Origin of the sequence: Clostridium saccharoperbutylacetonicum N1-4(HMT) (assembly GCF_000340885.1) — a bacterium.
Classification (GTDB): domain Bacteria; phylum Bacillota; class Clostridia; order Clostridiales; family Clostridiaceae; genus Clostridium; species Clostridium saccharoperbutylacetonicum.
In genome coordinates, this window is sequence record NC_020291.1 from 1,186,960 (window position 1) to 1,208,476 (window position 21,517).

The window sequence follows — 21,517 nt, forward strand, 5'->3', positions numbered from 1 at the left end:
CTCTAAGTAAATTGCTATCATCTTATAGGTGATAGCAATTTTTACTCAGTTAAGAGTTAACAATTATGAGTTAAGAGTTAAACCTTGAAATAAAATTTCAACACTAACTCCTAACTCCTAACTCTTAACTAATAACTGAATTAACGGGGTGGAAAATGAGTAATTATAAAACACTATATAAAGACAAACTAAGTAAATTATTATTTTTAGAAATGAAAAAGGAAGGGTTTAAGAAAAATCTTAATATACCGCAAGAAGTAAAATTTAAAAATGATGATTTATATATGCCTATAAGTGCTGAGTATGTTGCAGCAAATGCTAATAATGAAATTAAGCTGAATAATTTACCAATATATTATTTTGTTGAAGGTATGTTTATTGTTTTTGGAGCAGATAAAAATGTTAAGTATATTGATGATTATGGGACAATTTTAGGATATATTCCTGATAGTGAGGAATGTGTGAAAAGTCTTATTGCAGATAGAATAAAAAAAGATAGACTAGAAGATGCTTATATTTTATTAAAGGGCTTATATAGGTATACAAAAGAAGAAGAAATATTAACTAAGCTTTTAGCAGTGGGAGAAACTATTAGGGAAAAAGATTCGAGTTTTGGGGAATTACTACTTGAAGATATAGATGAGTGTAAAGATAATTTTGAAAAATCTCCAGAACCATATCTTTATAAAGCTTTAATTCTCAAAGATAAAGGTGATTATAAAGGCGCTCAAGTGGAAATAAATGAATATATGAATAAAGGTGGGAAGCAGACATCAGAAATTAAGCAGATAATAACTGACATCAATAATATAGGTGGTTTTGAAAAAGCTGTTGAATATTTAAAGGATGAGCCTAAAAAAGCAATTGATTTATTACTTCCGTTAAGTGAAGAATTTAAGGAAAATCCATTAATTTATTATTATCTTGGTGTTGGTTATAGAAGAATTGATAATTATAACAAAGCAATTCATTATTTAACTCAAAGTCTTTCTATTGAATCAGGAAGTCTTGAAACTGTTAATGAACTTGGAATGAATTATGCTTGCTTAGGAGATTACGAAGAAGCAGTCAAATATTTTAGAAAAGCCTTTGAAGCATCTAAAGAAGTAGAAATATGCACAAATATAGTAATGTGTTACATAAACTTAGGGGATAAGGAACAGGCGAAACTTAATTTGGACATTGCTAAAAAGTTGGCACCAGAAGACCCTATAGTTATAGAAATAGATCAAATGTTAAATAGAACAGTAAAATAGTTTTAGGAGATAATATGTTTACGAATATACTTGATTTTAAAATTTTTAAAGAAGATATGAAATCTCTAATGGATTATGTAAATACATTTGATAAAGTGAATATTGTATCAGGAAATCCTGAAATATTGTTTAATGGTTTGGATGATCCTATACTTACAAATTTTTTTAAACATAAGAATTCTGTAATAATTCCAGATGGAGTTGGAACCGTAATAGCATCAAAATTAATTGGAGATCCAGTCAAGGAAAAGATTGCAGGAATAGATTTAGTTAAAGAGGTACTTATTAAAGCAAATAAAGAAAAAAAATCAATTTATTTATTAGGGGCAAAGGAAGAAATAATAAATAAATGTGTAGAAAACATAAAGTTGGAATTTCCTGATTTGAAAATAGCAGGTTTTCATAATGGTTTTTTTGATATAAATAATTGCAATGATATTGTTGAGGAGATAAGTAATTCTAATCCTTGGGCAATTTTTGTGGCTATGGGGTCTCCAAGGCAGGAGATTTTTATTGAAAAAGTCATGGATAAAACAAATACTCACATATTTATGGGAGTTGGAGGAGTCTTTGATATATTTGCTGGAGAGCTTAAAAGAGCACCGAAATGGATGATAACATTAGGCCTAGAATGGCTATATAGAGTTGCAAAAGAACCAGTTAGAATAAAAAGATTAGTAGCTATACCTAAGTTTTTATTATTAGTGTTAAAGCATAGAAAGAAATAGGAAAAATAAATGTTCAATTATGAATTATCAACCAATTGAACATTGACAATTGATTGATGAGGAAATGGTGATAGGATGAAACATAAAAGTACCTTGATTAAATCTACTTTTATAATAATGTTAGTAACCTTAGTTAGTAGATTATTAGGTTTAGTTAGAGAATTACTTATTGGAAAAGGGTTTGGGGCTGGAGTATATACAGATGCGTACAATATTGCTGTACCAATACCAGAAACAATATTTGCTTTAGTTGGACTTGCAATATCAACAGCTTTTTTACCAACACTTAGTAAAATTAAAGCTAAGAAGGGTAAGGAGGAAATGTATGCCTTTGCAAACAACGTAATAAGTATACTTTTGGTTGTTTCAATTATTATTTTTATTATATCAAGTTTTTTTGCTAAGGAAATTGTATATTCATTTAAGCCTTCAGAAGCAACAGCAACTATTGCTATAGGGTTGTTAAAAATAACACTTTTAAATATATTATTTTTATCAATAAATGCTTGCTTTACAGCATTATTACAAGTAAATGAAGATTTTGTCATTCCATCCATATTAGGTTTGTTTTTTAACTTACCTATGATATTATATTTATTGTTATGTAGAAATTATGATATTTTAGGATTAACAATAGCCAATGTATTAGGAAATTTCTTTAGGGTAGCGGTTCAAGTACCATCACTTATTACTCATGGATACAAATATAGATTTTGTATAAATTTAAAAGATGAAAGATTAAAGGCAATTATAATTTTAATTATACCAGTTGTTATTGGGGCTGGAGCAAACTCTTTAAATATGTTGGTTGATAAATATATGGCTTTTGGTTTGCATCAGGATGGAGCAGTTTCAGAATTGGAATATGCCCAAAAATTAATTGTTTTTATTAATACAATTATAGTGACTTCTGTTAATAGTATAGTATATCCACTTATGGCAAATATGCAAAGTAATGAAGACAAAGCAGGATTTGTAGATATTCTTAAAAAATCTATTGTATATTTAGCCATATTATTAATTCCTATAACAATCGGGATTATAATATATAATAAGGAAATCATAAGCCTCGCATATGAAAGAGGAGCCTTTGATGCAAAAGTTGTGGAGGCCACAAGCCCTGCTTTATTTGGATATGGTTTTGGTGTATTCTTTACTGGAATGAGAGATATTTTAAATTCAACATTGTTTACAATGGGAAAGACAAAGGTTACTACAATAAATGGTATCATAGGAGTAATTATTAATATTATTTTTTGTGTAATATTATCAAAGTATATGGGTATAATGGGAATTGCATTAGCTTCAGTTATAGCAATGGCAGTGACTGCAATACTATTATTTAGAAGTATAGTTAAACTAGAAAAGAGTTTGAGTATAAAGGGTATAGTAAAAAAGATTGGATTAATAACAATAAATTCCTTGATTATGGGCCTTATAATTATAACGTTAGTAGTTTACTTGAAAAATAAATTAAGTTCATTAACACTTTTATTACTTGGGGTTATTGTTGGAAGTATAGTATATTTTATTTTATGTTATTTGTTTAGAATAGAAGAAGTAATTGAAATAAAAGATTTTATTTTAAAGAAGATAAATAGATAGGAGGGTATATGAAAATATTATTTATTGCCTGCTATTCGCCATTAATAAATAATTCAGCTGCTATTGAGACACTGCAGTATTTAAATAAATTAAGTGAAATTGACAATAATGAAGTTCATTTATTAACTGTGAATTTTCCAAAGGATTCAATATATTATGATGAAGCATTATATTCAATGATGGATAAAAAAATAAAAGTTCACCTTGTGGATGGAGGCATTGTTTTTAAAAAATTAATGCCTACAAATGACAGTTCAAATAAAGTTTCGTTAAATAATAAAAACGGAAGTGTGAAAAAAATACTGCGTAAGGTTAAAAATTCTGTGGTTATACCAGACATGTACTATGGATGGTCAAGAAAAGCAGGAGAATATGGAATAGGATTAATGGAAAAAGAAAAGTTTGATGTTATATTTTCAATGCATGAACCTCCATCTTCGCATCTATGCGCATATTACATAAAAAAGCATTATAAAAAGGTTCCTTGGATTACTTATTGGAGTGACCCTTGGCTTAAGGATTCAACAAGAGAAAATTCTTTTATAGTTAAGAAAATTATTGAAAAGAATATGGAAAAAAATATTGTTAATTTAGCAGATAAATTTATATTTGTCACTGAAGCAAATAGGAATGAATATATAAAGGATTATGAATTTTTGAAAGATGTTAATAAAACCTTTATATTAAATAGAGGTTTTGATACTAAATTATATGAAAAATTGCTTGAGGAAGAACGTCCAAAATTTATTGAAAAACATAAGATTAACATAATTTACACTGGAGAAATATTCTCAAAACTTAGGGATATTAAACCTTTTATCAAAGCTCTAGAAGATATTAAGGAAGAAAATGAAGATTATTATAATTTATTAAATGTTTTATTTTTTGGAAATATAGATGATATAGAAGGAAAAAAAAGACTGCAAAATTTAGAAATAGCTAAGGTATCACCTAGAATTCCTTTTAACGAGGCACTTAAATATATGTTAAATGGTGATGTTTTGCTTTTATTTGGAAATAAGAACTCGAAGCAGATTCCAGCAAAAATATATGATTACTTTGGAGCAAAGGGTAGGATATTGGTTATCTATGGAGATCAAGATGATCCAATAAAGGGGATAGTAGAAAATAATCCAAAGTGTTTCACAAGTGAAAATGAATCTGAAGAAATAAAGCAAAAAATATACCAATTAATAGAAATGTATAAAGATAATAAAATAAAAAGTGATCCAGATTTAAATTATGAGTGGAATTCAATAGTAGAGAAGCTTAACAGTATATTAGAAGGAAGTGATTAAATGCATATAATGGTCATTCCATCTTGGTATGCATCTTCAAGAAATAAAGTTCATGGGAGTTTTTTTAAAGAACAGTTTATAGCTCTTTCGAATAGTGGAGAAAAGATTACTGTAGCATATAATGAAATTTGGCCAATTACTATGTTTGGAAAAATAGATGAGAAGAGAGGGCTAAAATTTAATATAGAAGAGAATTTAAGAACTTATAGATATAAAGATTATAACTATTTTCCAAAGATGGCGCTTATGTTTAGGAGTTTTAATAAAAGAATGGATAAACTTTATCAAGAAATAATTAAGCGAGAGGGTAAGGTCGATATTATTCATGCACATTCTGCTTTTTGGGGAGCTATAGCTGGGGCATATATCAGCAAGAAATATAATATTCCATTAGTTATAACAGAACATTCATCCTTGAAATATGCCAAGTATGCAAGAGAAAGTTATAAAAAGTATATCTTTGAGTCATATGAAATGGCTGATTGTTTAATAGCAGTTGGAAATGGCTTAAAGAAAGAAATGCAGGAATATGTTAACAAACCTATTGAAGTTATCCACAATATGGTGGATTTGAAATTATTTGATGTTGATAAAAATAATAATAGAAATGTATCTGACAAAGAGAAATTTAATATTTTTTCATGTTCTTTTCTTGAAGAGGGAAAAGGTATGGAATGTTTAATTAAAGCATTTGCACAGGCCTTTAGAGGTAAGAACGTAAGCTTGAAAATAGGTGGAGATGGATCTATTAAATCACTGTTAGAAAAACTTGTTGAGGATTTGAAAATGGACAATCAGATTGAACTTTTAGGAGCCTTATCAAGAGAAGAAGTGGCCAGAGAAATGAAAAGTTGTGATGCATTTGCATTAGCATCAGAACATGAAACCTTTGGGGTAGTATATATTGAAGCTCTTGCATGTGGAAAGCCAGTTATTGGAACAAACAATGGTGGAGCAGAAGATATAATTAATGATGGAAATGGAATAATGGCTAAAAAGAATAGTGTGGAGGATTTAACCAAAGCATTAAAGAAAATTAAAGAAAATTATATAAGGTATGATAAAGATAAAATAAGGCAAGAAACAATTTTTAGCTACTCTGAAAAAGTACTAGTTGAAAAGCTAAAAGGAGTGTATAAAAAAGTATATGAAGGAAATAATTAAAAATGTATATGAATATGTAGATAATAAATTTTATTTTAAACTATTGTATTTGTTTATAACGTTAACTTATGTAACTATTCTAAAATACATACCAGGAACTAATATTGTAAAGAACATTGTATTTGCATGGGGAATGCTATTATTATTACTTTTGATAATTGAAGATTATAAAAGGAGAAAAATTTATAAGTTTGATATCCCTTTAGGTATATTTATGATATTAACTCTAATTTTTAATCTTTTTGTATATAGGGATATGGATAATATAAAGGTTTGGATGGTTAACCTAATAGTATTTACTATAATATTTACTGTAGATGTCTTTAGAAATAAAAAAGAACTAATTAAAGAAATGAATACAATTTCTTGTTTTTATGTTGTTTTTATGCTTTTAGCATCAGGAGCTTCGTTAATTATGTATCTTTTTAATATGAAGTTAACTATTAAAAATGTTGTCTTTGAATTGAATGGTGTTAATGGAGGAGTGTTTGAAAATAAAAATGCTCTTTCTATAGCAGCAGCATTAGCTATAGTTTTGTGTATTTATTTAAATTATGTGACTCAAAGCCACAGACTTAAGCTGTTTTGGTTGGCTAATATAGTATTGCAGGTAGCAGTAATGATGGTAGGATCTCATGGAAGAAGCGCAGATTTAATTGTGATTGCTGTAGTATATACGTTTGTTTTTGTATACAATAAAAATAAATATCTCAGAACCGTACTTGTATTAATACCAATATTGGCTTGCATAGGTGTATGGCAAGTTAACAAAGAAAATATAAGACTTTACACAAGTGGAAGAAGTAATTTATGGGAGTCAGCAGCTGTTGTAGTAGAACAGCATCCTTTAGCAGGAGTTGGATATAATGATATGATAGGAGAAGTTAAAGCAGCTAGACCAATAAGTGATTTGCCAGGTTTGGATGTTGGGCGTCTTCATAATATTTATGTTGAAACAGCTACAGTAAATGGTATAATTTCGTTATTATTATTTATCAGCTTTTTAGGTATTATACTTGCATTTATTGTTGAACAATTAGATAAGCTTCAGCGTAAAGAAAAAATTCAAATGACAACATTAACTTCACTTATAGTAGGAATTATTGCTGTTAATTTATTTGAAAGTAATTTAATTAATTCGGCAAATTTTATATCAATGATTTTTTGGATATACTTGGGATATTTAGTATCTATTTTAGATAATAAGAATGTAGAATAGTGAGGGGCAATGATTGATTGTAAATGCTTGATTTTTAATAATCAGTGGGCAATAATTCAAATTGACAATTGATCATTGATAACTGGCAAGCACTAATTGAGCATTGAAAAATGAAAGTGGGGCAAGACGAAGTATGAAATTTTGTGAAGAAAGTATTAATCAATTTTTGGAAGAATTGGGCTCAGATTTATCAGCGCCTGGTGGAGGGAGTGTAGCTGGACTTATAGCTGCATTAGCATCAGCGTTAAATTCTATGGTTTATTCATTAACTGTAGGTAAAAAGTCATATATAGCTTTGGATGATAATGAAAAAGGAATAATAAACAAATTTCAAATTGAATGTAGAGAATTTACTACTAGAAGTTTAGAACTTATGGAAGAAGATAGAGATAATTTTTTAAAGTTAATGGATTCTTATAAGTTACCTAAGGAAACTAAGGAAGAGAAAGAAAAGAGAGCATTATCTATAAAAGAAAATACCATAAAGTCTATGGAAGCTCCATTAGTTTTAGCTAGAGAAAGTTTAGAATTTTATAAAAATCTAAATGTTATGGCTAAGTATGGAAATAAGATGCTATTGTCAGATTTGGGGATTTCAGCAATCTTGCTTCATTCTGCAATAGAAAGCTCTATTGTAAATGTTAAAGTAAACTTAAATGGACTTAGAAATGAAGAATTTTTTGAGAAGATTGATAATGAATTGCATACAATTATGGAAAAGTCTTTTAGTGAAAAAAATAATATTATGGGATTAGTAAATAATATTATTTACCCCAATTAATATATAATAAGTAATAAAGAGATACTTAGAATTTGTTTTAATCTAAGTATCTCTTTATTATTATTTTATTGGCTCGCCATCAAAATTCTCATATTGTGGTATGTTTTTGGAGTCTCCAACGTTATTTTGAGAAGAGTGAAGTTTTTGTCTTCTTAATCCTTTTTGTTCTGGATTAGATGATCCAGGCTTATGTATTCCATCTTTAGTAGACATATAGACACCTCCTTTAATTGTTAGTTTGTGTTTAAAAGAAATTTTGATACGCTTAAATTAAAAGAAGATTGTTATAAAAATTATCTGTTAAATCAGTAATTATTTTTTGTTTTATCATAATTACATAGTTATAGATATCCAAACCAAGAATTAGACTTATGCAACAATTGCCGAAATATGATACATTTATCTTCCACAGGACTAGTGAAATTTTCGCTAGAAGGTTCTAAATGTGGGCTTGTCGTCATTTCAGCGTGTTCCAGATGTAAAATCTCCAAGGAGAAAGTTCATGTTTCCAAATATAAAAGCTCCAGGGAGAAAGTTCGTGTTTCCAAATATAAAATTTGGACACTTACTTTTTGGACATTCACTTTTGGACAAGCTAAAAATGAAACAAGCCCACATTAATACCCTTCAACAGCTCAATTTCACATGCCTGCTCCAGAAAAAATGTACCATATTTCTAGTGTAATTTAGTAATTTTAATTTCTCAAGAGTGTATACATATTCCATTTATAAGTTTGATTATTCATTTGGATATCTATAAAGGGAAGGAAATAATTTTAACTAGAAGAATTATAAGTTATGTGTTATTATTAAAAAATAATGTATTGTTTTTAGAAAAGTAATTATATAACTAATTTAAAAATAATATGTTTGTTTATAAAAGATTAGAAAGTCATTACCTTGAAGAATATGGTATGAATAGTGTATAATGTTTTAGTATAAGAATATATTTAACATATAGAGTCTTAACTTTTTGAAATAAAAGTAAACGATGTAATAGATATAGGAGGAATTCATAATGGAAAATACGCAATTTCCTATTGTTATAAAAAAGAGAAATGGGTTTATGATTGGAGTTTCAATTTTAGAAATTTTTGTTGGATTAGTTACAGGTATGACAACTGATGGAATTAAAAGTCCTATATTGTGGATATTTGTGTTTGTAGGGATAATTACTGCGCTATCTGTTTTGGTTGAATATAATCAAGATATATACTTAAAAGAAAATAAAGTTGAATTTTATAAAAATAATGATTTGATTAAAGAAATAAAATATAGTAACATAAATACTCTTTCAATTAGCAAAGGCAAGGACGCAAAAAGCAAGAAAAAGGATTTTTTTACGATTTCCTATAGTGAGGGAAAAAAGAGTAGCAAAGATGATAATTATTTAATTAATCCAATGAATTATGGAGCTGAGGATTTAAAAACTATTAAAAATACGATTTTGAAGAAAAATCCGTCTGTGAAAGTTCAAGAAGAAGTTGATAATTTTATAAAATAAAATTCAAGAGGAAACCATCTGAGAATAGTTGTAGGTCAGATGGTTTTCTTTTAAACGAGTCTGTCAAGATTTTTGTGTAAACTTCAAAAAATAACATGTTTATTTAATAAGGTTGGAGGTAGAATTATAACTTCCAACCTTTATTTTGTGATTATTGAATATTATTACATTAATTATTTAAAACATAGGTGATTTAATTGTTCTAAATTTTAAAACAAGACTTCGTCGAGACGACCTTCGAAGAAGATTGATAGTTGAGCTAAAATTTGAGCCCAGCTCTTAATTCCTTGTGTCCATTTTTTTGTGATATCAACAGTTGCAAGATAAAGTATTTTTAACAATGCTTCATCATTAGGGAAAATAGACTTACTCTTAGTAACTTTTCTAAGTTGGCGATTATAGCTTTCCATTGCATTTGTTGTATATATTATTTTTCTTATTTCAGGAGGATATTTAAAAAAAGTTGCAAGTTCATCCCAATTATTTCGCCAACTTTTTATTGCAATTAGATATTTATCTCCCCACTTTTCTTCTAATTTATCCAATTCGGCTAACGCTACGTCTTCTGAAGGTGCTTTATATACAAGTTTTAAATCGGCATTAAAAGCCTTCAAATCTTTATACGATAAGTACTTACTTGAGTTTCGTATTTGATGAATAATGCATCTTTGTATTTCAGTATTAGGGAACACTGCATGGATAGCTTCTTTGAAACCATTAAGACCATCAACGCAAGCTATTAAAATATCATTTACACCACGATTTTTCAGTTCATTTAAGACTAATAACCAGTATTTTGATGATTCAGCTGATCCAATCCAAATGCCCAGCACATCTTTTTTACCTTCAAGATTAACTCCGATAACAGCGTAAGCTGCCTTTGATACAATTGTATTATCTTTTCTTACTTTAAAGTGAATCGCATCCATAAAGATTATTGGATAAATTGATTCCAACGGTCTACTTTGCCATTCTTTAAGCATTGGGATAACCTTATCTGTTATATTTGAAATAAGAGTTGGTGAAGCATCCATTCCATAAATATCATTAATTTGAGTTGCTATATCTCTTGTAGTCATGCCTTTTGCATACATTCCAATAACAGCACTCTCTAAGTGTGATACATCTGTTTGATGCTTCTTTACTATAGCTGGCTCAAATGAGCCTTCCCGGTCTCTTGGAACATCTAAATCAAACAATCCCAGATTGGATTTCATAGTTTTTGAACTCTTACCATTTCGGCTATTTGATGTATTCTTATTTCCATAATCATGTTTAGCATATCCTAAGTGTTGTTCCATTTCCGCTTCTAGCGCCTGCTGAAGCAAACCTCCAAATAAATCTTTAAGTGTATTTTGTATATCTTCAGCAGTTTTGATGTCAGAGTTATTTAAAATTAATTTTACTAATTCATCTCTAGATAAAGACATAGTCTGTGCTCCCTTCATTTGATAATTTATTATATCATCTTCATGAAGTTTACACAGACTATTTTACACTCTCTTTTAAACTTTTATTCAGGTAATTCAGCCAATGACTTAAACTCATAGCCGTCTTCTTGAAGTGTTTTAAGAATTGTTGGAAGCACCCTTGTATTAGTGTCAGAAACAGCATGCAAAAGCATTATTGACCCTGGATGACAGCCTTTACGTATTTTTTCAATAGCATATGAATCTGAAGGTTGATTATGTACTAACCAATCCTTGTAAGCAAAACTCCAAAATATAGTTTTATAGCCTAAACCTTTAGTCATTTCTAACGACTTTTTAGAGTATTTTCCCATTGGGGGTCTAAAAAATTTAGGAATATCCTGTCCAGTAAGTTCTTTAAAAGCATTCTCTACTCCTGTAAATTCCCCATTAAACTTTTCCTTATCATGTATTTGAGCAATTGAAGGATGATGAACAGTATGATTTCCAACTATATGTCCTTCAGTAACCATTCTTTTTACTAATTCTGGTTGAGTATCTATGTAAGGTTTTACAACAAAAAATGCAGCTGGAACCTTATATTCTTTTAATATATCGAGAATTTTACCTGTATTTCCATTTTCATAGCCTTCATCAAAAGTGAGGTATAAAACTTTTTTTGAAGTATCACCTAAATAATAAGAAGAAGTTTCTTTTAAAAAGCCAGCTGATTCTTTTGGGCATTCAGCAATTTGATCTTTACCTTTGCCTACATAATACCAATTTAATTCATCTTCATCGCTAAATGCTGAAAATATATCTAGAACATTATCAATGTCTGAAATATCTCCAAATACACCATCTTCCTGGAAACATTCATTAGCATAAATATCTTCTTCGTTATCTATAGCTTTCACAGTTTTATAAGGAGAGATTCCTATAAAATTTAGAGTCAAAGTAAATGCAATTATAGATTTTATAGATTTATTCATTTTAGACTTCACCACCTTCAATATTAAAATAATCTACGAGCATATTGATAATTGCAACACATAAAATTATGTTATTATATATTACAGTGAAATTAGAATTTTGATATTTAAACATTAATATTATTTGAAATTTATAAAGTAATACACATGGTAATTTATATCTATAATTCAAGGATCTGCAGGTAAAGTATTTCACATGCCTGCTTCCAGAAAAATGTATCTGATTTCTAGTATAGTGTTACGATTATAATCTCTCAATAATACATATATATTACATTTATAAGTTGAATTATTAATTTGGATATCTATAAAGTTATTAGAAAATATAAAATCCTAAACTTAAGTTGAAATAAAAAATGTTCTAGAGTATAATTTTTAAAGGTATATAAATAGTTAGAAGTTAGAAAGGAATGTACATAGATGAAATTAGGTATGGTAGGTTTACCAAATGTAGGTAAAAGTACGTTGTTTAATGCAATAACAAAAGCTGGGGCTGAATCAGCAAATTATCCATTTTGTACAATAGAACCAAATGTTGGTGTTGTTAGTGTTCCAGATAAAAGATTAGATGTTTTAGAAAAAATGTATAATACTAAAAAGAAAGTATATACAGCAATAGAGTTTTATGATATAGCAGGATTAGTAAAAGGTGCTTCAAAGGGTGAAGGGTTAGGAAATAAGTTCTTATCGCATATAAGAGAAGTAGCAGCAATAGTTCATGTTGTAAGATGTTTTGATGATGGGAATGTTGTCCATGTTGAAGGATCAGTTGATCCTATTAGAGATATTGAAACTATAAATTTAGAATTAATATTTTCAGATTTAGAAGTTTTAGAAAGAAGAATGGAAAAATCGATTAAGCTTGCAAGATCAGGAGATAAGACTGCTAAATTTGAATATGGTGTTATGGAGAGAATAAAAGAACATTTAGAAGCAAGTAAGCCAGTTAGAACTTTAGAAGTTTCTGATGAAGAAGAAGACTTCATAAAGGGATTATTTTTAATAACTTCGAAGCCAGTTTTATATGCTTGCAATATTTCAGAAGATGATGTTATGGAAGGTAACTTTGATAATGATTATGTTAAAAAAGTTAAAGAATATGCAGCTAGTGAAAATTCTGAAGTTATGGTTGTTAGTGCTAAGATTGAAGAAGAATTATCAGGTCTTGAGGATGAAGAAAAGGCAGAGATGTTAGGAGAATATGGATTAGATGAATCAGGCTTAGATAAATTAATTGAAGCAAGTTACAAATTACTTGGGCTTATGAGTTTCTTAACAGCAGGTGTTCAAGAGGTTAGAGCTTGGACAATTAAAAGAGGAACTAAAGCACCAGCAGCAGCTGGTAAGATTCATTCTGATATTGAAAGAGGTTTTATCAGAGCTGAAGTTGTTGGATACGAAGATTTAGTTGAATGTGGTTCTGAAGCTGCTGCAAAGGAAAAAGGTAAGTTTAGACTTGAAGGAAAAGACTACATAATGAAAGATGGAGATGTAGTTAATTTTAGATTTAACGTATAAATAATGAAAAATCTTCAATAAATACTTTCGTATTTATTGAAGATTTTTTATTATTAGGTGAAACTATTTCTATTTAACTATTAATAGAATTAATTCTAGGAAAATGTAATTATAATTATGATTAAAAAGTGAATTTTATGTAACTAGGTAGATTTTTATAGTAGAGTTTGTTAAAATGAAATTTAGTATGAGTCTGAATAAAATAAGCAAGGTGTGATTCAAAAGTGAAAAAGCTGGATGTAGAGTTAATAAAAAATATAATGAAGAACATACGAAAGAATAAACATATAGATAATGCAAAAAAATTTATTAGAGAAAATGAACATATCAACAAAATTAAAATGAAGATACGAGAAAATAAGCACATAAATAGTATAAAAAATAGAATAAAATCTAATAAGTACATAAATTCAATAAAAGAATATATAGACAAAAATGAGCAGCTAAGAAAAATAGTAAAAAATAAATATTTTACACCTACTATTTCAATTGTCATTTGCTTTAGCATAATTGCAGGACTAGTTTCAATAACTAAATCATTTAAAACAGCTAAGACTGTTGAGACTATGTCAATAGGAGCAAATGCGGCGGAAATAGACTTTTATGATGGTAAATTTGATGAAGCAATTGATGAATATACAAAAATGCAGGAAAAGGATCAATGGCCAATATGGACTGTAAAAATTGCTGAAATTTATTCTATTAAAGGTGAGTTTGTAAAATCTAATGAAGCTCTTAGAAAGGCTTATCAAGCTAGAAATAAGATAATAGATACTAAGGTAAAGATAGAAAACTTTGAAGAGAAGGATACAGAGTTAGTAAATTCCATAACATTTACATCTCTTATGAATGGTGAATACAAAAGCGCATTAGAATATGGTGAATTGTTCTCATTAGATTACCCTAATGATAAAGCACTTTTAAAAACTATGTTTACTACTTATGTAGCTAATGGAGATAAAGAGAAAGCTAAGACTATAATTGGCAAATATAAGAGTGATGAGGCAACAGCAAGTGATTTGGCTGATTTGGCTAGGATGAATATATTAATTGACAATATGGATGAAGGTCTTTCTTTGTTAAAAGATGCATGGAATAAAGATAAAAATGAAATGAAAGTATTTGATGTTATAGAACAAATTACTGATTATAATAAAACTGATGCTTTGGATAGAATATCAAAATTACAAAAGAAAGAACCTAGTGAACTTGCATATAAAGTATGGACAGCTAAAATTTATTCAACTAGTAAAGATTCAGTTGAAAATGCAAAGAAATTAATTACTGAATTAGAAGATAAAGATGTCGGAAAGGTAAGTTTGAATTTTATAAAGGCAAATGTCTATGATACTTTAGGTGATACAGAAAAGCTAAATGAAGTTTTAGAGGAAATTATTAAAAATGATGAAAAATCTTTAAGTGGATTACATGCAGCTGCTTGGCTAGCATACAATAAAGGAAATTATGATGATGCATTTACAGATTGTGAAAAGAGCATAAAAATAAATAGAGATTATTCGGATAGTTATACATTTTTAATACCTGAAATTGCAGCTAAACAAGATAAGTGTGAAGAAGCAGAAGCATATTTTAGAACTGCTTTATATAAAGATCCATTTAATTATGAAGTATTGCTTAGAACTGCAGAGTATTATGGAAATACATTAAAAAATAGCAATAAATCACTTAAATATTATGATACTGCTTCTAAACTAAGTCCAAATGATGCAGAGATATATTATAATATGTCGTTAGTAAAGATAAGTAATCAAAGGGAAGATGAAGCAATTGAATTATTAAAGAAAAGTATATCAATAAATAGCAAGATTCCTAAGTATCATAGAGCTCTAGGAACTGTATATATTAATAAAGAAAAGAATGAATATGGAATTAAAGAAATAAGAAATGCATATAATCTTGATAAAAATGACATTAAGACACTAAATAATGCAGGAATTTATTATTGCTCGGTCGAAGGTGATATAAGCAGGGGAGTAACAAACTTAAAAGCTGCATATGATGGAATAAATGCTAATACAAGCACTGAGGATAAAACAACTATTACTGAAAATTATAATAGGGTTAAGAATTTATCTGATGCGTATAATAAAAGAAATGGAGCAGCTTTAAAAATACCGGATCTTAAATTATTTTATTAATAAGTTAGCAAAATAATAAACTAAAATCATAATGTAATATTATAATTTTGGTAACAGGAGGAAGGATTATGTATCCAATTAAATTTGAAAACTTGTATTATGAAAGAATATGGGGAGGAAAGCATTTAGAAAAGTTCAGAAATAATATTCCTCAAGGTGTAATTGGAGAAAGTTGGGATATTGCTTGTCATAAAAATGGTACAGGTATAGTAGCAAACGGCGAATTAAGAGGAAAAACTTTTGAGGAAATAATAAAAATTTATGGTGAAAAACTTTTAGGTAAGAAAATTGATATAAAAAAATTTCCACTTTTGATTAAACTGATTACCGCAGAGGATAAACTTTCAGTTCAGGTTCATCCAAATGATGAATATGCAAATAAAGTGGAAAAAGATTCTGGGAAAACAGAGGCATGGTATGTAGTAGATGCAGAAGAAAATGCTTCATTAATAATAGGCACAAAAGACTGTGACAAAGAAACATTTAAAAAAGCTATAGAAGAAGGAAATTTAGATAAATATTTAAATAAAATTCCTGTAAAGAAAGGCGATTTCTTTTATGTTCAAAGTGGATTGGTTCATGCAATATGTGAAGGTGTATTAATTGCAGAAATTCAGCAAAGCAGTGATACTACATATAGAGTTTATGATTACAATAGAGGCAGGGAAATTCATGTTGAAAAAGCATTGGAAGTTATTGATTTTTCTCTTAAGGGAGAAAATTCAACAGGAATTTTTGTGCAAAAAGATGGATATGACAAGACATATCTTTGTTTAGGTGAATATTTTACAATACAAAAATATAAAATTAATTTATTTGCAAAAGAAGCAAGTGATAAAGATAGATTTTTCTTATTTACATGTGTTGAAGGGAATGGTCTAATAAAATATGATGGCGGAGAAGAAAAAATCTATATGGGAGATAGTATTCTTATTCCAGCGACTCTTGGAGAATATGAGCTAAAAGGAAACTTTACTTTGTTAAAAAGCTATGTTCCAAGTTTAAAAAATGAGGAAAAGGAAATAATAGGTATAATAAAAAAATAATGAAATAAAATTAAGGAGGAACATACAGTTGCTCCTTAATTGTTAAAAAATACAATTAAAAAATAGAAAGAGAGTGGCAAGAGAGTGGGATTAGATATTTTATTTATAATTAAAGCTATTATTATGGGTATAGTGGAAGGAATTACTGAATTTATACCAGTATCGTCAACAGGACATTTAATTCTAACAGGAAGCATTATTAATTTTAGAGGCGATTTTGCTGATATGTTTGAAGTAGTAATTCAATTAGGTGCTATACTTGCAGTAGTGGTACTGTATTGGGAAAAAATAAGGGATAGTGTAGTAGATTTTTTCCAATATATATTTACAAAAGGAAAAGAAGGAGAAGTCGGTTTTAGATTTGGAATTAATGTTATTGTAGGAACAATTCCAGCTGTTATATTTGGTGGGATTCTTCATGATAAAATTAAAAAAATACTATTTGGTCCAGAACCAGTTGTAATTGCATTTCTTGTAGGTGGTATTCTTTTAATAATTATTGAAAATAAATTTAGAAAAAACAAACATGCAATCAGGGATATAGATAAAATAACTCCAATGCAATCATTGAAAATTGGTTTATTTCAATGTCTTGCTATGTGGCCAGGAATGTCAAGAAGTGCATCAACAATAATGGGAGGATGGGTTGCAGGATTATCAACTTCTATTGCTGCTGAATATTCATTTTTCTTAGCTATACCTGCAATGGTAGGTTCATCAGGATTAGACCTAATTAAATTTGATTATTCTCAAATGAATCTTACAAATGCTTTGGCATTAGCAATTGGATTTATAGTTTCATTTATAGTTGCATTAATAGTTATGAGAAGATTCATAAATTATTTGAAGAAGAGACCAATGCGTGTTTTTGCAGTATACAGAATAGGTGCTGGTATAGTATTTGGGATTCTAATATTCCTAAAGGTAATATCAGTTTAGTCTATTGTTAATTAACAATTGTCAATGCTCATTTATTAATGCTCATTGACAATTGAATATTGATAATTATCAGGTGATACTATATATTTTTACAAATTCTTTTTAGAGAAAGAATATATTGTAAATTAATACTTTTCATAAATTAAACTTTGTGATATTATTTAATTAAATAGTCAGAAAATAATGATAATTTACTTTTGATAGTAGTAGACAAAATAAGATTATGGTATAGGGGGATTAAGAATATGTCCAAAGAAATAAAAAAAATAGCATTATTGACTGGAGGAGGAGACTGTCCTGGATTAAATGCAGTAATAAGTGCTGTAACTAAATCAGCAATATTAAATTATGGATATGAAGTTATTGGATATAAATTCGGATATAGAGGATTATATAATAACGATTTTATTCAACTAGATATGACAACTGTATCAGGCTTAATATCAAGAGGAGGAACAATACTTTATAGTTCTAATAAAGATAACTTATTTGATTATGCAGTAGAAGAAGAAGGTAAGGTTATAAAAAGAGATGTATCAGATGTGGCTGTTGAAAATTTGCGTAAGGAAGGTGTAGACGTTTTAATAGTTATTGGAGGAGATGGAACTTTAACGTCCGCAAGAGATTTTTCCAGAAAAGGAGTAAAAGTTATTGGAGTTCCAAAAACTATTGATAATGATTTAGGTTCAACAGATATAACATTTGGATTTAATACATCAATAGCTATTGCGACAGAAGCACTAGATAGATTGCATACTACAGCAGAATCACATCATAGAATAATGATTTTAGAGGTTATGGGTAGAAATGCAGGATTTATAGCATTAGAATCAGGAATAGCAGGTTCAGCTGATGTAATTTTATTACCCGAAATTCCATATGATATAAATAAGATTGTAGAAAAAATTGAAGATAGAAAGAAACATGGAAAGTTATTTACTATAATAGTAGTTGCAGAAGGTGCAAAACCAAAAGATGGGGAAGTAAGTGTTGCTAAAATAGTAGCTGATAGTCCAGATCCAATTAGACTTGGAGGAATTGGCAATAAGTTAGCAAACGATTTAGAGAAGATAGTTAAAGAAAGAGAAGTTAGATGCACAGTTCTTGGCCATATTCAAAGAGGAGGTACTACAGGTACATTTGATAGAATATTATCAACAAGATATGGTGTTGCAGCTGTAGATCTTATTAACCGTGGTAAATTCGGAAGTATGGTATGTTTAAAAGGTAAAGAAATTACTTATGATAGTTTAGAAAATGTCATTGGAAATAACAAACAAGTTGATCCAAATGGAGAATTAGTAAGTGTGGCAAAGAAAATAGGTATATCCTTTGCAGATTAAATTATTAAATATAGGCACTGGTTTTAACAATTAGTGCTTATAGGATACCTAATGACATTAGAAGTATTTTAGAAAGCGGTGGGTATTTATGAAAGAAGTTAAAAGATATTTAGAATCAAGAATTGGAACTTATGCATTTTTCTTTGAAGATTTGGAAAGCGGATTTAGTTATGGATATAATGAAAATGTACAAATGACAGCTGCTGGATGCATGAAATTACCAATTTCAGTATCAGTATTAAAGTATGTTGAGGATGGTAAAATTGATTTTTTAGATAAAATAAAGATTGAGGAAGCAGATAAGGTTTATGGAACTGGAATTCTGCATGAATTTGATAATAGAGAATACACTGTATTTGAGTTGTTAGTTGCTATGTTAATTCAAAGTGATAATACAGCAGCTAATAAACTTATTGATATAGTTGGAATAGATAGAATAAATGATGATATAGAAGCTCAAGGTTTAAAAAATACTAAATTAAATAGAAGGACTTCAGATGAAAGGGCAGCTAGTAATGGAATAGAAAACATAACAAGTGCTTTAGACTTGGCAAAAATATGGAAGCATTTATTTAATTCGAGTTTCTTAAATGAGAAAAATAGCATAATGCTTATGGATATATTACGAAGACAGCAAATGAAAAATAAGTTAGCTCTTTATATTCCAGATGATTTGAAATACGAAATTTCAAGTAAAACAGGTGATAAGGCTAATGTTGAAAATGATACAGCATTAATTCATACTCATAAAGGATCATTTACATTTACAGTTCTTTCAATGGGAATTCCTAATAGTGTATATGGAACAGTAACTCTTGCAAAGTGTGGAAAGATGATGTGGGATAGTATAATGAATAATTTTTAGAAAAATTAACATAATAACTCCTAGGATGCTAGGAGTTATTTTTTCAATATATAGCATAATTTTTATTGACACGGCCTCTAAGAAATGTTATTCTTACACAAAGAATAACCTTTAATTTGATTCAGAGAAATCAATAAGGAAGTTATATAATGCCATGAGTTTAGGATTATTGTGCCTTCCTTTTTTTAAAGGAAGCTTTTTTTATATAATTTCCTACCTTTAAATTAACACAGAGAGGTTAAGAAGGAGTGATGATAAATGATAACAGAAATTAAACATTTAATTGAACCTATGGATTTTACTATAGAGGAATTAGATGAATTATTCAAACTTGCACATCAAATAATAGCATGTCCTAAGGAATTTTCTCATATATGTGATGGGAAGATTTTAGCCACTTTATTTTATGAACCAAGCACACGAACTAGATTGAGCTTTGAGGCTGCAATGATGAGACTTGGCGGAAAAATTCTTGGGTTTTCAGAACCTAATTCAACTTCAATTTCTAAAGGAGAAACTTTAGCAGATACGATAAAAATGGTATCAATTTATTCAGATATTATAGCTATGAGACATCCAAAAGAAGGAGCAGCAAAAGTTGCAAGCCTTTATTCAAATGTGCCTATAATTAATGCAGGTGATGGTGGACATCAACATCCAACTCAAACTTTAGCAGACCTACTTACAATTACAAGTTTAAAGAATGGATTAAATAATCATGCAATTGGGATTTGCGGAGATTTAAAATTTGGTAGAACTGTTCACTCTCTTATTAAAGCTATGTCACGATACAAAAATAATAAGTTTGTTTTGATATCACCAAAAGAACTTTCAATACCGCAATACATAAGAGAAGAAATACTGCAAAAAAATAATATTGAATACCTAGAAGTAGAAAAATTAGAAGATGTAATAGAAAATCTTGATATTTTATATATGACAAGAGTTCAAAAAGAGAGATTTTTTAATGAAGAAGAATATTTAAGATTGAAAGATAGTTACATATTAGATAAAGAAAAAATGAATCTTGCTAAGAGCGATATGATTGTAATGCATCCACTTCCAAGGGTTAACGAAATTGCCCATGAAGTAGATAATGATGAAAGAGCTTCATATTTTAAGCAAGCTGAATACGGAATGTATGTAAGAATGGCATTAATGATCAAACTTTTGGGGGTGATGTAGAATGCTTGAAATTACAAGTATTAAAAATGGAATAGTAATAGACCACATACAAGCAGGAGTTGGTGTCAAAATATTTAATTATTTAGGCTTAGATACTAGTAGTTATAGTGTTGCGCTAATAATTAATGCTGACAGCAAAAAGCTTGGAAAGAAAGATATAATAAAAATAGAAAATTGTGATAATATTGATTATACTGTGTTGGCATTACTTTCTCCAACAGTTACTATATGTGAAGTTAAGGATGAACGAATTGTTGATAAAATTAGGCCACAGCTTCCTAGTAAAGTAGAAAATATAATTAAATGTAAAAATCCAAGTTGCATAACTAGCACTGAAGAATATGTACCTCATTCATTTGTCTTAGTAGATAAAGAAAATGGAAGATATAGATGTGAATATTGTGACGAAATAACAAAACTCTCAGACCTATAATCTATACCTACTAACTGTAAATTGAATAACCAACTGTAAATTGTAAACTATAAACTGAATTACCGGGGTGTTT

The 21,517-nt window shown here is 28.6% G+C and carries 19 protein-coding genes; 16 read left to right on the forward strand and 3 right to left on the reverse strand.

Going from position 1 to position 21,517, the window contains the following annotated elements:
- Positions 1–155: 155 nt before the first annotated feature.
- The 7 genes from CSPA_RS05235 (at position 156) to CSPA_RS05265 (ending at position 8,051) form a co-directional block, all read left to right on the forward strand.
- Positions 156–1,256 carry a tetratricopeptide repeat protein gene (locus tag CSPA_RS05235; protein ID WP_015391170.1) on the forward strand — a complete coding sequence of 367 codons (1,101 nt, stop codon included), beginning with the start codon at positions 156–158 and terminating at the stop codon, positions 1,254–1,256.
- Between the two features lie 14 nt (positions 1,257–1,270).
- On the forward strand, positions 1,271–1,984 hold the full coding sequence (locus CSPA_RS05240; RefSeq protein ID WP_015391171.1) for a WecB/TagA/CpsF family glycosyltransferase: 714 nt from the start codon (positions 1,271–1,273) through the stop codon (positions 1,982–1,984).
- Between the two features lie 75 nt (positions 1,985–2,059).
- Positions 2,060–3,589, forward strand: coding sequence for a murein biosynthesis integral membrane protein MurJ (gene murJ, locus CSPA_RS05245; protein WP_015391172.1), 1,530 nt, complete (start codon positions 2,060–2,062; stop codon positions 3,587–3,589).
- Positions 3,590–3,597: 8 nt separating this feature from the next.
- The gene (locus CSPA_RS05250; RefSeq protein ID WP_015391173.1) at positions 3,598–4,887 is read left to right on the forward strand and encodes a glycosyltransferase family protein; all 1,290 of its coding nucleotides are present in this window, start codon (positions 3,598–3,600) and stop codon (positions 4,885–4,887) included.
- The gene (locus CSPA_RS05255; protein WP_015391174.1) at positions 4,888–6,051 is read left to right on the forward strand and encodes a glycosyltransferase; all 1,164 of its coding nucleotides are present in this window, start codon (positions 4,888–4,890) and stop codon (positions 6,049–6,051) included.
- Positions 6,035–7,270: an O-antigen ligase family protein gene (locus CSPA_RS05260; RefSeq protein WP_015391175.1), complete on the forward strand. Its 1,236-nt coding sequence runs from the start codon at positions 6,035–6,037 to the stop codon at positions 7,268–7,270. Before CSPA_RS05255 ends, CSPA_RS05260 begins: the two co-directional genes overlap by 17 nt.
- A 133-nt stretch (positions 7,271–7,403) precedes the next feature.
- Positions 7,404–8,051 (forward strand): cyclodeaminase/cyclohydrolase family protein, encoded by a 648-nt coding sequence (locus tag CSPA_RS05265; protein ID WP_017810803.1) that lies wholly within the window; start codon positions 7,404–7,406, stop codon positions 8,049–8,051.
- Positions 8,052–8,111: 60 nt separating this feature from the next.
- Here CSPA_RS05265 and CSPA_RS29980 read toward each other — a convergent pair whose 3' ends face one another.
- Positions 8,112–8,264, reverse strand: a complete 153-nt coding sequence (locus CSPA_RS29980; protein WP_015391177.1) for a clostri-philic family protein — start codon at positions 8,262–8,264, stop codon at positions 8,112–8,114.
- 805 nt (positions 8,265–9,069) lie between these two features.
- Between CSPA_RS29980 and CSPA_RS05275 the strand changes: the two genes are divergently transcribed.
- Positions 9,070–9,555 (forward strand): hypothetical protein, encoded by a 486-nt coding sequence (locus CSPA_RS05275; protein ID WP_015391178.1) that lies wholly within the window; start codon positions 9,070–9,072, stop codon positions 9,553–9,555.
- Between the two features lie 209 nt (positions 9,556–9,764).
- Here CSPA_RS05275 and CSPA_RS05280 read toward each other — a convergent pair whose 3' ends face one another.
- Positions 9,765–10,985 carry an IS256 family transposase gene (locus tag CSPA_RS05280; RefSeq protein WP_015391179.1) on the reverse strand — a complete coding sequence of 407 codons (1,221 nt, stop codon included), beginning with the start codon at positions 10,983–10,985 and terminating at the stop codon, positions 9,765–9,767.
- An 83-nt stretch (positions 10,986–11,068) separates the two neighbouring features.
- Entirely contained in the window at positions 11,069–11,956 is an 888-nt protein-coding gene (gene pdaA, locus CSPA_RS05285; protein WP_015391180.1) for a delta-lactam-biosynthetic de-N-acetylase, read from the reverse strand.
- Between the two features lie 420 nt (positions 11,957–12,376).
- Here pdaA and ychF point away from each other — a divergent pair, with 420 nt between their 5' ends.
- The 8 genes from ychF to CSPA_RS05325 all read left to right on the forward strand — a co-directional run bounded on the left by ychF (position 12,377) and on the right by CSPA_RS05325 (position 21,444).
- Positions 12,377–13,474, forward strand: coding sequence for a redox-regulated ATPase YchF (gene ychF / locus CSPA_RS05290; RefSeq protein WP_015391181.1), 1,098 nt, complete (start codon positions 12,377–12,379; stop codon positions 13,472–13,474).
- A 224-nt stretch (positions 13,475–13,698) separates the two neighbouring features.
- On the forward strand, positions 13,699–15,633 hold the full coding sequence (locus tag CSPA_RS05295) for a tetratricopeptide repeat protein (RefSeq protein WP_015391182.1): 1,935 nt from the start codon (positions 13,699–13,701) through the stop codon (positions 15,631–15,633).
- Positions 15,634–15,701: 68 nt separating this feature from the next.
- Positions 15,702–16,679, forward strand: a complete 978-nt coding sequence (locus CSPA_RS05300; RefSeq protein WP_015391183.1) for a type I phosphomannose isomerase catalytic subunit — start codon at positions 15,702–15,704, stop codon at positions 16,677–16,679.
- A gap of 84 nt (positions 16,680–16,763) precedes the next feature.
- A complete protein-coding gene (locus CSPA_RS05305) occupies positions 16,764–17,618 on the forward strand; it encodes an undecaprenyl-diphosphate phosphatase (RefSeq protein WP_015391184.1) in 855 nt (284 codons plus the stop codon).
- A gap of 245 nt (positions 17,619–17,863) precedes the next feature.
- Positions 17,864–18,961: a 6-phosphofructokinase gene (locus CSPA_RS05310; protein WP_015391185.1), complete on the forward strand. Its 1,098-nt coding sequence runs from the start codon at positions 17,864–17,866 to the stop codon at positions 18,959–18,961.
- Positions 18,962–19,049: 88 nt separating this feature from the next.
- Entirely contained in the window at positions 19,050–19,826 is a 777-nt protein-coding gene (locus CSPA_RS05315; protein ID WP_015391186.1) for a serine hydrolase, read from the forward strand.
- Between the two features lie 258 nt (positions 19,827–20,084).
- Positions 20,085–21,011: an aspartate carbamoyltransferase gene (gene pyrB / locus CSPA_RS05320; protein WP_015391187.1), complete on the forward strand. Its 927-nt coding sequence runs from the start codon at positions 20,085–20,087 to the stop codon at positions 21,009–21,011.
- A gap of 1 nt (position 21,012) precedes the next feature.
- On the forward strand, positions 21,013–21,444 hold the full coding sequence (locus CSPA_RS05325) for an aspartate carbamoyltransferase regulatory subunit (protein ID WP_015391188.1): 432 nt from the start codon (positions 21,013–21,015) through the stop codon (positions 21,442–21,444).
- Positions 21,445–21,517 lie beyond the last annotated feature (73 nt).

Excerpts from the sequence above, each read along its gene's own strand:
- CSPA_RS05260 (WP_015391175.1), top strand. The coding sequence starts at position 6,035 with ATGAAGGAAATAATTAAAAATGTATATGAATATGTAGATAATAAATTT.
- CSPA_RS05265 (WP_017810803.1), top strand. The coding sequence starts at position 7,404 with ATGAAATTTTGTGAAGAAAGTATTAATCAATTTTTGGAAGAATTGGGC.
- ychF (WP_015391181.1), top strand. The coding sequence starts at position 12,377 with ATGAAATTAGGTATGGTAGGTTTACCAAATGTAGGTAAAAGTACGTTG.
- CSPA_RS05310 (WP_015391185.1), top strand. The coding sequence starts at position 17,864 with ATGTCCAAAGAAATAAAAAAAATAGCATTATTGACTGGAGGAGGAGAC.
- CSPA_RS05240 (WP_015391171.1), top strand. The coding sequence starts at position 1,271 with ATGTTTACGAATATACTTGATTTTAAAATTTTTAAAGAAGATATGAAA.
- CSPA_RS29980 (WP_015391177.1), bottom strand. The coding sequence starts at position 8,264 with ATGTCTACTAAAGATGGAATACATAAGCCTGGATCATCTAATCCAGAA.
- CSPA_RS05315 (WP_015391186.1), top strand. The coding sequence starts at position 19,050 with ATGAAAGAAGTTAAAAGATATTTAGAATCAAGAATTGGAACTTATGCA.
- CSPA_RS05235 (WP_015391170.1), top strand. The coding sequence starts at position 156 with ATGAGTAATTATAAAACACTATATAAAGACAAACTAAGTAAATTATTA.
- pyrB (WP_015391187.1), top strand. The coding sequence starts at position 20,085 with ATGATAACAGAAATTAAACATTTAATTGAACCTATGGATTTTACTATA.
- CSPA_RS05275 (WP_015391178.1), top strand. The coding sequence starts at position 9,070 with ATGGAAAATACGCAATTTCCTATTGTTATAAAAAAGAGAAATGGGTTT.
- murJ (WP_015391172.1), top strand. The coding sequence starts at position 2,060 with ATGAAACATAAAAGTACCTTGATTAAATCTACTTTTATAATAATGTTA.
- CSPA_RS05255 (WP_015391174.1), top strand. The coding sequence starts at position 4,888 with ATGCATATAATGGTCATTCCATCTTGGTATGCATCTTCAAGAAATAAA.
- CSPA_RS05325 (WP_015391188.1), top strand. The coding sequence starts at position 21,013 with ATGCTTGAAATTACAAGTATTAAAAATGGAATAGTAATAGACCACATA.
- CSPA_RS05250 (WP_015391173.1), top strand. The coding sequence starts at position 3,598 with ATGAAAATATTATTTATTGCCTGCTATTCGCCATTAATAAATAATTCA.
- CSPA_RS05280 (WP_015391179.1), bottom strand. The coding sequence starts at position 10,985 with ATGTCTTTATCTAGAGATGAATTAGTAAAATTAATTTTAAATAACTCT.
- pdaA (WP_015391180.1), bottom strand. The coding sequence starts at position 11,956 with ATGAATAAATCTATAAAATCTATAATTGCATTTACTTTGACTCTAAAT.
- CSPA_RS05300 (WP_015391183.1), top strand. The coding sequence starts at position 15,702 with ATGTATCCAATTAAATTTGAAAACTTGTATTATGAAAGAATATGGGGA.